General features: G+C 72.9%; 15 protein-coding genes. 5 read left to right on the top strand and 10 right to left on the bottom strand.

The window, feature by feature from the left end; genetic code table 11:
* Positions 1–22: 22 nt before the first annotated feature.
* Genes ACZ66S_RS16795 through ACZ66S_RS16775 form a run of 5 tightly spaced genes read right to left on the bottom strand, consistent with a single transcriptional unit; the run spans position 23 to position 4,811 of the window.
* Positions 23–1,288: an ABC transporter substrate-binding protein gene (locus ACZ66S_RS16795; protein WP_469902272.1), complete on the bottom strand. Its 1,266-nt coding sequence runs from the start codon at positions 1,286–1,288 to the stop codon at positions 23–25.
* Positions 1,285–2,337, bottom strand: a complete 1,053-nt coding sequence (locus tag ACZ66S_RS16790; protein WP_469902409.1) for a branched-chain amino acid ABC transporter permease — start codon at positions 2,335–2,337, stop codon at positions 1,285–1,287. Before ACZ66S_RS16790 ends, ACZ66S_RS16795 begins: the two co-directional genes overlap by 4 nt.
* A 22-nt stretch (positions 2,338–2,359) precedes the next feature.
* The gene (locus ACZ66S_RS16785) at positions 2,360–3,250 is read right to left on the bottom strand and encodes a branched-chain amino acid ABC transporter permease (protein WP_469902271.1); all 891 of its coding nucleotides are present in this window, start codon (positions 3,248–3,250) and stop codon (positions 2,360–2,362) included.
* Positions 3,247–4,029, bottom strand: coding sequence for an ABC transporter ATP-binding protein (locus ACZ66S_RS16780; RefSeq protein WP_469902270.1), 783 nt, complete (start codon positions 4,027–4,029; stop codon positions 3,247–3,249). Before ACZ66S_RS16780 ends, ACZ66S_RS16785 begins: the two co-directional genes overlap by 4 nt.
* Positions 4,017–4,811 (bottom strand): ABC transporter ATP-binding protein, encoded by a 795-nt coding sequence (locus ACZ66S_RS16775; RefSeq protein ID WP_469902269.1) that lies wholly within the window; start codon positions 4,809–4,811, stop codon positions 4,017–4,019. Before ACZ66S_RS16775 ends, ACZ66S_RS16780 begins: the two co-directional genes overlap by 13 nt.
* 192 nt (positions 4,812–5,003) lie before the next feature.
* Between ACZ66S_RS16775 and ACZ66S_RS16770 the strand changes: the two genes are divergently transcribed.
* Positions 5,004–6,200: a PucR family transcriptional regulator gene (locus ACZ66S_RS16770; protein ID WP_469902268.1), complete on the top strand. Its 1,197-nt coding sequence runs from the start codon at positions 5,004–5,006 to the stop codon at positions 6,198–6,200.
* A 30-nt stretch (positions 6,201–6,230) separates the two neighbouring features.
* On the opposite strand, the gene ACZ66S_RS16765 is transcribed toward ACZ66S_RS16770, so the two are convergent.
* Positions 6,231–7,349, bottom strand: a complete 1,119-nt coding sequence (locus tag ACZ66S_RS16765; RefSeq protein WP_469902408.1) for a glycerate kinase — start codon at positions 7,347–7,349, stop codon at positions 6,231–6,233.
* Positions 7,350–7,517: 168 nt separating this feature from the next.
* Here ACZ66S_RS16765 and ACZ66S_RS16760 point away from each other — a divergent pair, with 168 nt between their 5' ends.
* The 4 genes from ACZ66S_RS16760 to ACZ66S_RS16745 all read left to right on the top strand — a co-directional run bounded on the left by ACZ66S_RS16760 (position 7,518) and on the right by ACZ66S_RS16745 (position 10,707).
* Positions 7,518–8,591, top strand: a complete 1,074-nt coding sequence (locus ACZ66S_RS16760) for an ADP-ribosylglycohydrolase family protein (protein ID WP_469902267.1) — start codon at positions 7,518–7,520, stop codon at positions 8,589–8,591.
* A gap of 27 nt (positions 8,592–8,618) precedes the next feature.
* Positions 8,619–9,359: a hypothetical protein gene (locus tag ACZ66S_RS16755; protein ID WP_469902266.1), complete on the top strand. Its 741-nt coding sequence runs from the start codon at positions 8,619–8,621 to the stop codon at positions 9,357–9,359.
* Between the two features lie 41 nt (positions 9,360–9,400).
* The gene (locus ACZ66S_RS16750) at positions 9,401–9,895 is read left to right on the top strand and encodes an NUDIX domain-containing protein (protein ID WP_469902407.1); all 495 of its coding nucleotides are present in this window, start codon (positions 9,401–9,403) and stop codon (positions 9,893–9,895) included.
* Positions 9,896–9,969: 74 nt separating this feature from the next.
* Positions 9,970–10,707: an SIR2 family NAD-dependent protein deacylase gene (locus ACZ66S_RS16745; RefSeq protein ID WP_469902265.1), complete on the top strand. Its 738-nt coding sequence runs from the start codon at positions 9,970–9,972 to the stop codon at positions 10,705–10,707.
* 51 nt (positions 10,708–10,758) lie between these two features.
* Here the strand turns inward: ACZ66S_RS16745 and ACZ66S_RS16740 are convergent, their stop codons facing one another.
* The 4 genes from ACZ66S_RS16740 to ACZ66S_RS16725 form a co-directional block, all read right to left on the bottom strand.
* Complete coding sequence (locus tag ACZ66S_RS16740; protein ID WP_469902264.1) at positions 10,759–11,142, bottom strand: hypothetical protein; 384 nt, start codon at positions 11,140–11,142, stop codon at positions 10,759–10,761.
* Positions 11,143–11,162: 20 nt separating this feature from the next.
* Complete coding sequence (locus ACZ66S_RS16735) at positions 11,163–11,951, bottom strand: FHA domain-containing protein (RefSeq protein ID WP_469902263.1); 789 nt, start codon at positions 11,949–11,951, stop codon at positions 11,163–11,165.
* 159 nt (positions 11,952–12,110) lie between these two features.
* Positions 12,111–12,593, bottom strand: a complete 483-nt coding sequence (locus ACZ66S_RS16730; protein WP_469902262.1) for a methylated-DNA--[protein]-cysteine S-methyltransferase — start codon at positions 12,591–12,593, stop codon at positions 12,111–12,113.
* Positions 12,594–12,602: 9 nt separating this feature from the next.
* Positions 12,603–14,084, bottom strand: coding sequence for a DNA-3-methyladenine glycosylase 2 family protein (locus ACZ66S_RS16725; RefSeq protein ID WP_469902261.1), 1,482 nt, complete (start codon positions 14,082–14,084; stop codon positions 12,603–12,605).
* Positions 14,085–14,090: the final 6 nt, after the last annotated feature.

Raw genomic sequence — 14,090 nt, 5'->3', positions numbered from 1 at the left:
CTCTGGTGTGTCCGCCGGATGCTCAGGCTCCCGGCGCGTACTCCTGCGCCGCCTGTGACGCCCCCGCCTCGCGTACGACCTTCATGCCGCCCGTGACGCTCTTGTCGGGCTGGAGGATGACGCTCTCGCGGGAGGACGGGGCCTTCGGGTCGCTGAAGTCCTGGGTGACGCCGAAGCCGATGTCGTAGGAGTCGAGCGACAGCAGGGCCTTGTCCACGCCCTCCCTGGTGAGGTCCTTGTTCGAGCAGGCCTTCTTGAGGGCCTCGCCGAAGGCCGACGCGGCGGTCCAGCCGGCGACGATGCCGTTGTCCAGGGCGTCCTTCGGGTACGCGGCCCGGTAGTCGGCGACCAGTTTCTTCGCCTGCGGGGTGTCCGCGCCGATGGGCAGCGAGGGTGAGGCGACGTAGTAGTTCTTCATCAGGGCCGGGCCCGCCTGGGTGGCGAGGAGCTGCGGCGCGAAGGCCGAGTTGTTGCCGATGACCGGTACGGAGAAGCCGCTCGCCGCCGCCACACCGACCAGCGAGGCCGCCTGCCGCGGGCCCGCGCTGATCACGATGGCCTTGACACCGGCCTTCTTCAGGGCGGTGACCTGGGCGGTCATGTCGTTGTCGGTGGGCTTGATCTTCTGCTCGACGACGGTCAGGCCGGCCTTTTCGGCGATGTGCTTCGAGCCGACCAGCGCGCTCTCGCCGTAGTCGCCCTCGAAGTACACATGGCCGATCCTGTCGCCCTTCTTCACCCCCTTCTCCTTGATCAGGAAGTCGACCGCGTTCATCGTCTCGATGTCGTAGGTGGACCCGATGACCCGGATGTAGGGACTGCCGAGCAGCGCGGCCGACCAGGCCTGCGGGAGCACCAGCGCCTTGTCCTGGCCGTCGATGCGCTTCTTGACCGCGGCGACGAACGGCGAGCCGATGAACTGGGTGAAGCCCAGCACCTTCGGTTCGAGCTCGGTGTAGCCGGAGACGGCCTTCTGCGGGTCGTAGCCGTGGTCGCGGACCGCGAGTTCCACCGTGCGGCCGCAGACGCCGCCGGCGGCGTTGAGCTGCTTCACGTAGAGCTGCTGGGCCTGGGTGACGCTCTTGCCGAGGGTCGCGTAGACACCGGTCATGTCGGTGAGCGCACCGAGCGTGATCGTCTTTTCGGAGACGCCGTCCCCGGTCTTCACGCCCCCCGCGGCGGCCTTGTCCCCGTCGTCGGAGTCCTTGGCCTTGGAGCTGCATCCGGCGAGCACCAGCAGCGCGGCGAGCGCGCCCGCGGCGGCCCTGGCGCCGTATGTCCTGATCATCGTTCCTCCCCTGGTTGGGTTGTGACTCGACGCCGTACGGCCGTCCCGACGAGGCCGCCGGGCAGGAACAGCACCACCAGCACGACGGCGGCGCCGTAGAGGTACCGGGATGCCTCGCCCGGTGCGATCCCGCCCGTGCCGGGGGCGGAGACCAGCGGCAGCGCGTCGCTGTAGCGGGTCAGGAGCTGCGGCAGCAGGGACACGAACACGGCCCCGGCCACCGCCCCGGAGACCGAGCCGAGCCCTCCGATGACGATCATCGCGAGGTACTCGAGCGAGAGCGTGATGCCGAAGTAGTCGGGCACCGTCCGCTGGAAGACAAGGGCGAGCAGGACGCCCGCGAGGCCCGCGTACATCGACGACAGCACGAAGACCGCGGCCCGGTGCCGGGCGACCGGCACGCCCAGCACGCCGGCGGCGATGCGGTGGTCGCGGATCGCGTTCATGGCCCGGCCCGGACGGCCGCGCAGGACGCCCCGCGCGAAGAGCGCGCCCGCCGCCAGCAGGACGAGACCGGCGTACCAGAGCTTCTCGGCCGATCCGAACGGCACGGCGGCGACGAGGAGCTCCCGGTCGTCGAAGGTGAGGCCGAACAGGCTCAGCGGCGGCACGTCGCGGCCGTTGGCGCCGCCGGTCAGGTCGTGGGCGTTGAACATGACGTGCTGGCCGATGAAGACGAGCGCGAGCGTGGCGATGCCCAGGTAGGCGCCGCTGAGCCGCCCGGAGATGGGGCTGAACAGGCCGCCCGCGGCGCCCGCGACGAGCACCGCGAGCACGGCGGCGAGCCAGGTCGGCAGCCCCAGCCCGGTCAGTCCCTCGCCGCCGTCCGCCGCGAACACGCAGTAGGCGTAGGCGCCGACGGCGAGGAAGAAGGCGTGCCCCATGGAGAGCTGGCCGGTCGCTCCGGTGAGGAGGTTGATGCCGATCGCGCCGATGGCGGCCGCCATCGCGAACAGGCCGGCCTGGAGCCAGAAGCGGTCCAGGTAGAAGGGCAGGGCCAGCAGGACGACGGCTCCGGCGCCCCACAGCCACGCGCGCGTGCCGACCATCCGCAACGGCTTCACCAGTACCTCAGACACGGGCGAGCTCCTTCGTGCCGAACAGACCGGCGGGCCTCACGAGCAGGATCGCGACCATCACGAGGTAGGGGGCGAGGTCGCCCAGGCCCCGGCCCAGGAAGGTGAGATCGCTCTGGTAGCCGGTCGCGAGGGACTCCGTGACGCCGACCAGCAGGCCGCCCACCAGGGCACCCGTCGTCGAGTCCAGCCCGCCGAGGATGGCGGCCGGGAACGCCTTGAGCGCGGCCAGCGAGGTGGCCCGCTCCAGGCCCGGCGTCGGGAACACGGTGAGGAACAGGGCGGCCACGGCGGCGAGTCCGCCCGCCACCGCCCAGGCGCCCAGCGACACCCGGCCCAGCCGCACCCCCATCAGCGCGGCAGTCTCCGAGCTCTCCGCCGCCGCCCGCATCGCCACGCCCCACGACGTGTACCGGAACGCCAGCAGGAACGCGGTGATGAGCAGCGCGGCGGCCACGAACGCGGCGATCCGGGTGTGGGCGAGGGAGATCGGCCCGAGCTTCAGCACGGCGTCCCCCCACGGGTCGCCGAGCGCGAGGACGTCCGTGCCGATACGGCGGGTCAGTTCGGTGGTCAGCAGGATGTCCACGCCGATGGTGACGATGGCGAGGACGCTGTGGTCGCTGCCCCGGTAGCGCCGCATCACCAGGAACTCCACGGCGGCCCCGACCAGCGCGGCACCCGCGATCCCGACGAGCAGCGCGGGCCAGAACCCGAGGTCGTCGTGGAGGACGGCGGTGACGTACCCGCCCGCCAGCAGCAGGGACGCGTGGGCGAAGTTGACGACCTCGGTGGCCCGGAAGATCACCACGAAGCCGAGCGCGATGAGCGCGTACACCGACCCGAGCGAGAGGCCGTTCAGCAGGATCTCGGCGAAGGTGCTCATGACGCGGCTCCCAGGTACGCCTCTACGACGGCCGGATCGTTCTGTACGTCGGCGGGGGCGCCGTCGGCGATCCGGCGCCCGAAGTCCAGTACGGTCACCGCGTCCGCGAGCCGCATCACCACCCCCATGTCGTGTTCCACCAGCACGATCGAGATGCCGAGGGAGTCACGGACCCCCGCGATCACGGCGGCCGTACGGCGCCGTTCGTCGGCGGTCATGCCCGCGACCGGCTCGTCGAGGAGCAGCAGCCGGGGTTCCATGCAGAGCGCGCGGGCGAGTTCGGCGAGCTTCTGCTGCCCGTACGGCAGGGAGCCCGCGGGCCGGTCCAGGCAGTCCGCGATGCCGACGAACTCGGCGATCTCCCGGACGCGTGCGCGGTGGCGCCGGTCCTCGCGGGCCGCCGACGGCAGCCGGAGTCCCGCGGCGAGGAAGCCGGTGCGGGTGAGCCGGTACCGGCCGAGCAGCAGACAGTCCTCGACTGAGGCGCGGGGCGGCAGCGCGAGGTTCTGGAAGATGCGGGCGACGCCGAGGGCGGCGATGCGGTGCGCGGGCATGCCGGTCAGCTCGTGCGGGCCGAAGCGGACGCTGCCGGCGGTGGCCCGGTAGACACCGGACAGGACGTTGAAGCAGGTGGACTTCCCGGCGCCGTTGGGCCCGATGAGGGCGTGGACGGTGCCGGGACGCACGGTGAAGCCGACGTCGTCGAGCGCGGTGAGTCCGGCGAAGCGGACGGTCAGCCCGCGCACCTCCAGGGGGTCCAATGGGGTCAGCCTCTCCATCTCGTGAGCGTCCGTTCCGTCGGCGGGCCCGCGTCGGCCGCCGCGTCCTCGTCGACCACACCCAGGTAGCGGCGGCGGACCTCGTCGGAGGCGGCCAGTTCGGCGGCCGGGCCCGACAGGGTGACCTCGCCGACCTCGAGGACGTACGCGCGCGTGGCGAGCCGCAGGGCCAGGGCCGCGTTCTGCTCGACGAGGAGGACGGACGTGCCCTGGGTGTTGATCTCGCGGACGGTGTCCGCGATCCGCTGGGCCATGAGCGGGGCCAGGCCCAGGGAGGGTTCGTCGAGCAGCAGCACGCGCGGGGCGGCCATCAGGGCGCGGGCCACGGCGAGCATCTGCTGTTCGCCGCCGGAGAGGAGTCCGGCGCGCTGCGCGGCCCGCTCGGCGAGCACGGGGAACAGTTCGTGGACGCGTTCGAGCGCCGCGGACCGGCCCGCCCTGCTGCCGCCGAGGGCGCCCGCGCGCAGGTTGTCGGCGACCGTCATGCGCGCGAACACCCGCCTGCCCTCCGGCACTTGGGAGACCCCGGCGGCGACCACCCGGTCCGGCGCGAGGCCGTCGAGACGGTGACCGTCCAGGGTGACCGTGCCCTCGGTGACCGCGCCGCCGTGGAAGGCGAGGGTCCGGCTGATCGCGCGCAGCAATGTGGACTTGCCCGCGCCGTTGCCGCCGAGGACCGTCACCACGGTGCCCTCGGGCACCTCCAGTGACACCCGGCGCAGGGCGCGCACGGGGCCGTATCCGACCGACAGGTCGCGGACCACCAGTCCGGCTCCGGTCATGGACTCCCCCCCTTGTCCGACTCGGTGTGGCTCGGTGTGGCGCTCACCCCAGCACCCGGCGCGGGCGTGCGTCCACGGCCCGCGGCGGAATCGCTGCGGGTGCCCAGCGGGCCGGTGCCACCGTTGTGCGCGCGCACAACACCGCGTGTCAGGGGCCTGTGCGCGACCCGGTCCCGATGGCATCCTCCGGTCATGGGTGGGCGAAGACTGCGGACCGGCCACGACTGGAAACTGCTCGCGGAGTCCTGCACGGCTCTGCTGGAGGGGGTACCGGAGCTGGTCGACGAGCACCTGCGGCAACTCGCCGAGCACTCCACCGTGTACGCGGGGGTGCTCCCCGCCGACCTCCAGTGGCGGGAGGCGGAGGAGGCGATCCGGATCGGCATCGAGACCCTGGCGGCGCCGCGTGAGTCGCCCCGCCGCGACCTGGAGCACGCCGAGGACCTGGGCCGGCGCCGGGCGCAGCAGGGGCTGCCGCTGGATCTGCTGGTGCACGCCTACCGCAATGCCGGCTATCTGGTGTGGGACGCGCTGGTGGAGGGCGCCGCCGGGCGGGAACCGGAGCGGCTCGCGGCGTTGATGCGGTCGGCGACGGTGGTGTGGTCGGCGGTGGACGCGCAGACCCAGACGGCGTCGGAGGCGTACCGGGCGACCGAGGCGGAGCTGCGGCGACGGACCGACGAGCAGTTGCAGGCGTTGCTCGACGCGCTGCTGGAGGGGCAGGCGACGCCGGGGCTGGCGGCGCGGGCGGCCGCGGGGCTCGATCTGCCGGAGCACGGCCCCTACGCGGTGGTGGTGCTGCGGGCGGTACGGCGGGACGCGCACGGGCAACCGCTGCGGGGAGCCGGATTCCGGTTCATCTGGCGGATGCGCGCGGACTGCGAGATCGGGGTCGTCGCCCTCTCGCCCGGTCAGGGGCTGGACGGGGTGGCCCGGGCGCTCGACGGCCGCTGCTCGGGCCCGGGCGGGATCTCGCCGGTGGTGCCGGGCCTCGCCGAGCTGGGGCGGGCCCGGCGTCTGGCCGAGCTGGCGCTGCGCACCTGTCCACCGGACGCCACCTCGGTCGTACGCCTCGACCAGCGGATGCCGACCGCGCTGGTGGTGAGCCAGCCGGAGCTGGCCGACCGGCTGGTCAAGGACGTGTTCGGCGCGCTCCTGGAGCTGGAGCCCGCCGACCGGGCCGTGCTCCTGGAGACGCTCGACGTGTGGCTGGTGTGCGAGGGCTCGGCGGGGCGCGCGGCCGGACGCCTGTACTGCCATCGCAACACGGTCTTCAACCGCCTGCGCCGGCTGGAGCAGCTCACGTCCCGGTCACTGGCCCGGCCCCGGGACCTGATCGAGATGACGCTGGCGCTGGACGCGTACCGGTTGTCGGGGGTGCGGGGGTGAGGGGCGGGGCCGGCGCCCCTCGGACCCTGGTCAGACGAGGAAGTCCCGGCCGATCCGTTCCGCCACGTCCTCCAGGATGGGGCCCGCCTCGGCGATGCACTTCTGGATGTCGGGCTCGGCGTCGGTGAGGGGGTAGGCGCGGCGGATGCCCGCGCGGCCGAGGGCCTCCGGGGGCAGGGCGAGGCGGCCGCAGACGGCGACGACCTCCTTGTCCTTGGCGCGGGCGGCCGCGGCGACGCCCGCCGGGGCCTTGCCGTGCAGGGTCTGCTCGTCCAGGGAGCCCTCGCCGGTGATCACGAGGTCGGCCCACTCCAGTGCGGGCGCGAAGCCGAGGACGTCGAGCATGACGTCGATGCCGGGCCGGAACCGGGCGCCGAGGAGGAGGGCGCCGTAGCCGATGCCGCCGGCGGCGCCCGCACCCGGTGCGGCGGCGTGCTCGGCGGCCTTCGCGCCCACGGCCTCCTCCAGCACCTTGGCGTAGTGGGCGAGGGCGCTGTCCAGGGCCTCCACGTCGTCCGGGGAGGCGCCCTTCTGCGGGCCGTAGACCGCGGGGGCGCCCGTGGGCCCGGTGAGCGGGTTGTCGACGTCGCTGGCCAGGATGAATTCGACGGACGCGAACCGCGGGTCCAGGCCCGACAGGTCGGCCGAGGCCAGGTCGGCGAGTCCGCCGCCACCGGGAGCCACCGGCTCGCCGTCGGCGTCCAGGAAACGGGCGCCGAGCGCGGAGAGCATCCCGGCGCCGCCGTCGGTGGTGGCGCTGCCGCCGACGCCGAACACGATGGTGCGGGCGCCCGCGTCCAGCGCGGCGCGCAGCAGCTCGCCGGAGCCGTAGGTGGACGCCGTGAGCGGCGCGAAGACACCCGCGGGCAGCCGCTGCAGGCCGCTGGCCTCGGCCATCTCGACGACGGCGGTGTCCCCGCGGACCGCGAAGGCGGCGGTGGTCTCCTGGCCGAGGGGGCCGGCGACCGCCACCTCCCGGCGCTCGAAGCCGGCCGCGACCGCGGCGGCGACGGTGCCGTCCCCGCCGTCGGCGACGGGCAGCGACTCGACCTCCAGGTCCGGCACGACCCGGCGCAGCCCGGCCGTCACCCGCTCGGCGACCTCCACGGCCGTGAGTGAGCCCTTGAACTTGTCCGCGGCGATGAGCACGCGCTGTGTCACGTCTTCCCCTTGCTCTCCGGGCCTCGCGCACGTCAAGGCCAGTCGCGCCGCTGCGACCTTAACCGGAGACGCCCCCCGGCGTCATGCCCGGCCCAGACCCTGAGAAGGCCCTGCGAACCCTCTGTGCGGTGCTCCGCAATGGGGTAGACCGGAGCTATGACCCTTGTGGGCACTGAGCCAGAGCTCGCCGACCGCATCCACGGGGGCTGGCTCGGCCGGATCGCGGGCAACATGCTCGGCAAGCCGGTCGAGCAGGGCGACCTGTGGACGCGGGACCGGATCGACCGCTATCTGCGGCAGGCCGCCGCGCTGCCCCTGACCGACTACCTTCCCGAGCCCGTCGGCGAGAGCGACGGTGTCGAGCTGCGGCCCGAGTGGCGCGAGTGCGTGCGCGGCCGCATCCACGGAAGCTGCCGCGACGACGACGTCGACTACGCCATCCTCGGCCTCGACCTGCTGGAGACCCACGGCTTCGGCTTCAGCACCGAGCAGGTGGGCGACCTGTGGCTGCTGCGGCTGCCGTACCTCCAGACGTTCACCGCGGAGCGGGCCGCCTACCGCAACCTCGCCAACGGGCTGAAGCCGCCGCTGACGGCGACGTACGACAACCCCTGCCAGGAGTGGATCGGGGCGCTGATCCGTGCCGACATCTACGGCTGGACCTCCCCCGGTGTGCCGCGCCGGGCCGCCTCGCTGGCCCGCCGGGACGCGGTGCTCTCGCACACCGGGAACGGCGTGTACGGGGCGATGTGGGCGGCGGCGCTGATCTCGGCGGCGTTCACCGCAGGGACCGTGCGCCAGGCGGTGGACCAGGCGCTCGCGGTGGTCCCGGCGAGCAGTCGCCTCGCCCGCACGGTCCGCCGGGTGGCGTCCCTGCACGACACCCGGATGACCTGGGAGGACACCCTGACCACGGTCGCGGAGGAGACCGCCGGGCTCGGCTGGATCCACACGGTTCCGAACGTGGCCGTTCTGACCGCGGGGCTGCTGTACGGCGACGGCGACTTCACCCGCACCATCACGCTCACCGTGCGGGGCGGCCTGGACACCGACTCCAACGGGGCGACCGCGGGCTCGGTGGCCGGGGTGCTCACCGGGGCGGACGCGATCCCGGACCAGTGGAAGGAGCCGCTGGAGGACAGGGTGCGCAGCGCGGTGTTCGGCTTCGACGGGGTCCACATCACCGAACTGGCCGAGCGTACGGTCAGGTTGGCGGAGCCGGAGACCTGAGCCCCGGCCGCGCTCTAGGGTCGGGGAATGGATCAGCCGACGCCCGCGGCCCCGACGCGGCATCCCTTGGCCACGTGCTGTCTCGTCCTGCTGCTGATCCCGCTCTGCGTGGTCGTCCGGTTCTGGTACGACGTGTGGCACAGCGACCGTGTGAACGAGGAGCGCCGGCAGGACGCGCTCGCCTCGGTGCTGCGGCGGGCGCGTGCGGACGGGGTCTCGGCGGCGCGGGCACTCGGGACGCGGCCCGGCACGGACACCGCCGCCCTGACCGAGCTGATCTGGAAGCACACCGAGGCGCCGGTGATCACCTACAACCGGGAACGGCGGACGTTCACGGCGACGGCCTTCCGGTCCGCCGTCTACGACACGGAGTCCGCCCTGCTCGCCACGGGTACCGACCGGGTGAGGCGCTGCTTCGGCTTCACCTGGACCCGGGCGGCGGACGAGACCTGGACGGCGAAGGTGGGCACGCGCGACGACACGGTGTGCCGGCGGGGCGAGCGGATCGGCTTCCTGGCCGGCCTGGCCCGCGACCGCGTCGCGAACCTGGCCGCGAAGGACCTGACCGATCCGGGCGTGCGCCGGGCGTTCGCCCTCCCGAGGCAGGCGTACGACGTCCGGGACGTGGCGCGCGAGGGGCGCACGGTCACCGTCGACGTGCTCGTGCGTGACACCTCGCGAGCCGCCCAGTGCTACCGGTACGTCCGTCCCCTCGATCCCGGTGCCGACCAGCCACGGGCGACCGCCGTGCCCGTACCGGCCTGCTGAGCGGCGTCCGGGCGGCCCCGGGGGCTGGTTACCCTTCGAGAATAACCACCACCCAGGACTTCGCCACCTACATCGCGGGTCTCCCCCGCATCATCGCCGGAGCCGCCGCGCTCTTCCGGGACGCGGACGGCCGGGTGCTCCTGGTCGAGCCCAACTACCGTGAGGGCTGGGCGCTCCCGGGCGGCACCATCGAGTCCGACGACGGCGAGACCCCGCGTCAGGGCGCCCGCCGCGAGACCGCCGAGGAGATCGGCCTGGACCGTGAGCTCGGCCGGCTGCTCGCGGTGGACTGGGTGCACGGGACGGCCCGCCCGCCGCTGGTCGCCTACCTCTACGACGGCGGTGTGCTCTCCGAGGACGACTTCAAGGCGATCCGCCTCCAGGAGGAGGAACTGCTGTCCTGGCGCCTCGTCCCCCGCGAGGAGCTCCTCGACCGTCTGCCCGGTGCCCTCGGCCGCCGTGTCCTGGCCGCGCTGGACGCGCTGACGGACGGCTCGGGCACGGTGGAGCTGGAGAACGGTCACCGGGTGGGCTGAGGCGGGTTCAGCGGCCGGTGGGCGGTCGGATATCTGTTCGCCCGATCCGGATCACCCGCCCTACCCTCGGTGCCATGACCAAGCCCCTCGTCGCCCTCCTCAGCGGCGCCGGCATCTCCACCGACTCCGGCATTCCCGACTACCGCGGCCCGAACGGGCTGTGGAAGAAGGATCCCGAGGCGGAGAAGCTCGTGACGTACGACTACTACATGGGCGATCCGGAGATCCGCCGCCGCTCGTGGCAGATGCGGCGGGCGAACGACGCGCTGGGGGCCGAGCCCAACGCGGCGCACCGGGCGGTGGCCGAGCTGGAGAGGTCCGGGGTCCCGGTGCGGGTGATCACGCAGAACGTGGACGGGCTGCACCAGCTCGCCGGGATGCCGGCCCGCAAGGTCCTCGAACTGCACGGCACCGCACGGCAGGTGGTCTGCACGAAGTGCCACGCCCGCGGCCCGATGGAGGACGCGCTCGCCCGGGTCGAGGCCGGCGAGGCGGACCCGCCGTGCCTGGAGTGCGGCGGCATCCTCAAGTCGGCGACCGTGATGTTCGGCGAGCGGCTGGACCCCGTCGTGCTCGGTGAGGCCGTCGCGATCAGCAAGGCGTGCCAGGTCTTCGTCGCGGTCGGCAGCACGCTCCAGGTCCAGCCGGCGGCGGGCCTCGCGGGTGTCGCCGCCGACCACGGCGCCCGTCTCGTCGTCGTCAACGCCGAGCCGACCCCGTACGACGACCGCGCCGACGAGGTGATCCGGGAGCCGATCGGCACGGCACTGCCCGAACTCCTGCACAGGATCGGGTCGTTCGGGGGGCTGTGAGCGAGGCCGCGGGCGGGCTTCCCGGTCGGAGCTCGCGGCCGTGCCGGGGGCCTAGCCGATGGCGCGCAGGACGGAGTCACCGACCGGGCCCAGCCAGCCCGCCAGGGAGGACAGGGCTCCGGCGAGGGTTCCGCCGGCGGTGACGGCCGCACCCGCGGCGGTCACCAGCCTGGTGATCCGCACCAGACGCTCGGCCATGGTGGTGCGATCCGGGGACGGGGAGGCGAGTTCGGCGTCGAGGGACGCGACCTCGGTGTGCACCTGGCTCGCGACTTCGGGCGGGAGGGCCAGCCGGTCGAGCTCCGCACGCAGCAGACCGAGCACGGCTCGCGGATCCGTGGCCGTCGTGAACTGTCCGTGCTGGCCGCCGTGAATGGTCTGGTCACCGGCGACGTTGTTGATGTTGCCCTGTTGGCTGCCGATGTTGAAGCTCACTGGACGTCCCCTCGTCTGGGTCACTGGCGGCGCACGGCCGCGTCGAAGGAGCGTTGCCGGGACGCGGCGATGACGTGCATCACCAGCCCGGTCATCATCAGGACCGTGCCGACGCCGGCGGCCGCCCAGCCGAGAAGGAACACCGGAAAGCCACCGATCTCCGTGCCGAACATGTCTCCCGGGTCGGGCCATTCATTGGGGTCCTCGGATACCGGATCCCCGATATGACCCATGAATCGCAGAATCCCATAGGCGAACACGGCGAAGCCGCACAGGAAGAGCACGAAACCGAGCAGAATGACGCGTCGGGCTCGGGTACGAGCTGCCGCGACCTGCCGGAGAAAGCTCTCCTGTCTCTGATCGACGTACTGGTGGCCGCCCACATTGTTGATGTGGGCGCCGTACTGCTGACCCACGTCGAATCGCGGGGCCCCGCCCACCGTCGGCATCATGACGGTGCCCAGTGCGGCCTCACGCTCCCGTGCGGCGCTGCCGGGCCATTCGTAGCGGATGCTCACGCTTCCCAGCGTGAGCACATCGCCGTCGTGCAGCGTCTGCGGGGCGGCCAGGGGACGGTCGTTCACCGAGGTGCCGTTGGCGGAGCCCAGGTCCTCCAGGACCACGTTCGCGCCGGAACGGCTCAGGAGTGCGTGTCTGCCGCTGACGTACGGATCGTCTATCCGGATGTCGCAGCCGGGATCCCGGCCGAGGACCGATCGCGCGGCGGACAGGCGCAGCGGGGATCCGTACAGGTGCGATGGATGAATGAAGGTGAGCTGGGGACCGGAGCGATCTGGATGACTCGCCATGATCCCACCCCCGTGAGAGTGGACGGAGGAATCATTTTATCCGTGGCGGTTTATTCGAGACCCGCGCAGAATCTGCCATTCGTCACCACAATACACCGCACATCCGAGGAATGCCCTGGCAGTTCCCGGCTCCGAGCCGGCCGGGTGCGGAGTGACCGTTCAGAAAAGCGCCGCGCCCCGCTCGAAGTCCAGCAGGCGCTGCTTGCGCTCCAGTCCGCCGCCGTATCCCGTGAGGCTGCCGTCGGCGCCGACCACGCGGTGGCACGGGACGATGATGCCGATCGGGTTCCGGCCGTTGGCGAGACCGACCGCGCGGGAGGCCTTGGGATTGCCGAGGGCGTCGGCGAGTTCGCCGTAGGTGCGGGTCTCGCCGTGCGGGATGCGGCGCAGCTCCTCCCAGACCGTGCGCTGGAACGGCGTTCCGTGCAGGCGCAGTTCCAGGGTGAACTCCTGCAACTCGCCCTGGAAGTACGCCTGCAACTGCTCCTCGGCCTCTCCGGACCATCCGTCGTCCGGGGTGCCGAAGGTGTCCTCCGCCGGGCGGTGGCGCTGGTCGGTCATGTAGAGGCCGCACAGGACGCCGTCGTCGGCGACGAGGGTCAGCGGGCCGTAGGGGCTGTCGATCACGGTGTGCTGCTTCACGGAACGTCCTCACACGGGAAGGAAGTTGATCGGGTGGCTGTCGGTCGCCCACAGGTACTGGACGGCGTAGGCCCGCCAGGGCCGCCAGGCCGCCGCGCGGGCCGTCAGCGCGGCCGGGGTCGAGGGCAGGCCCAGCTCCTGGGCGGCGCGGCGGATGCCGAGGTCGGTCGGGAGGAAGGCGTCCGGGTCGCCGAGGCCGCGCATGGCGATGACGTCGACCGTCCAGGGTCCGAAGCCGGGGAGGCCGAGAAGGCGGGCGCGGGTCTCGGTCCAGTCCTGCTCGACGCCCAACTGGAGCGAGCCGTCGGCGAGTTGGCTGACGAGGGTGGTGAAGGTCGTACGGCGGGTGCGCGGCATCGCGAGCGCGGCAGGGTCGAGCGCGGCCAGGGCGGCGGGGGTCGGGAACAGATGCGTCAGGCCGCCCTCGGGGTCGTCGACGGGCTCGCCGTGGGCCGTGACCAGGCGGGCCGCGTGGGTGCGGGCGGCCGCCGTGGAGACCTGCTGGCCCAACACGGCCCGTACGGCGAACTCCGCCTCGTCGACCGTGCGCGGTACCCGTCGGCCGGGCGCCTTGTCCACCAGGGGCGCGAGCAGCGGGTCCGTGCGCAACTGGTCGTCGATCGCGACCGGATCGGCGTCCAGGTCGAGCATCCGGCGGCAGCGGCTGATGGCGACGGTCAGGTCGCGCAGGTCGCTCAGCGTCAGCCGGCAGGCGATGTGGTCGGGCCGTGGCGTCAGGGCCACGACACCGTGCCCGTACGGCAGCCGCAGCGTGCGCCGGTACGCGCCGTCCCGCCACTCCTCCACGCCCGGGACGGCGGTGGCCGCGAGGTGGCCGAACAGGTTGTCGGGGTTGAGGGGGGCGCGGAACGGCAGGCGCAGGGACAGGAAGCCGGGGGTGTCCGGCGCGGCCCTCCTGGTGGCCCGCGTGCGCAGCTCGCTCGGCGCGAGCGCGAAGACCTCGCGCACGGTGTCGTTGAAGGTGCGGATCGCGGAGAAGCCGGCCGCGAAGGCGATGTCCGCCATCGGGAGCGCGGTCGTCTCGATGAGGATCCTCGCGGTCTGGGCGCGCTGGGCGCGGGCGAGGGCGAGCGGGCCGGCGCCGAGCTCGGCGAGGAGCTGGCGTTCGATCTGCCGGGTGCTGTAGCCGAGGCGGGCGGCGAGGCCGGGCACGCCCTCCCGGTCGACCACGCCGTCGGCGATCAGCCGCATCGCGCGGGCCACCAGGTCGGCGCGCTGGTTCCACTCCGGCGAGCCCGGGCTGGTGTCGGGCCGGCACCGCTTGCAGGCGCGGAAGCCCGCCTGCTGGCAGGCCGCCGCGCTCGGGTAGAAGGTCATGTTCTCGGGCTTGGGCGGGACGACCGGGCAGCTCGGCCGGCAGTAGATGCGGGTCGTCAGTACGGCCGTGAAGAACCATCCGTCGAACCGCGCGTCCTTGGACTGCACGGCGCGCACACAGCGCTCGGTCTCGGTGTACATCCCCGTCTGCATGCGTCC

It is taken from the genome of Streptomyces sp. NPDC107471, assembly GCF_055582845.1.
The sequence above is the reverse complement of the archived record's forward strand: the minus strand, read 5'-3'. Positions and strand labels throughout refer to the sequence as shown.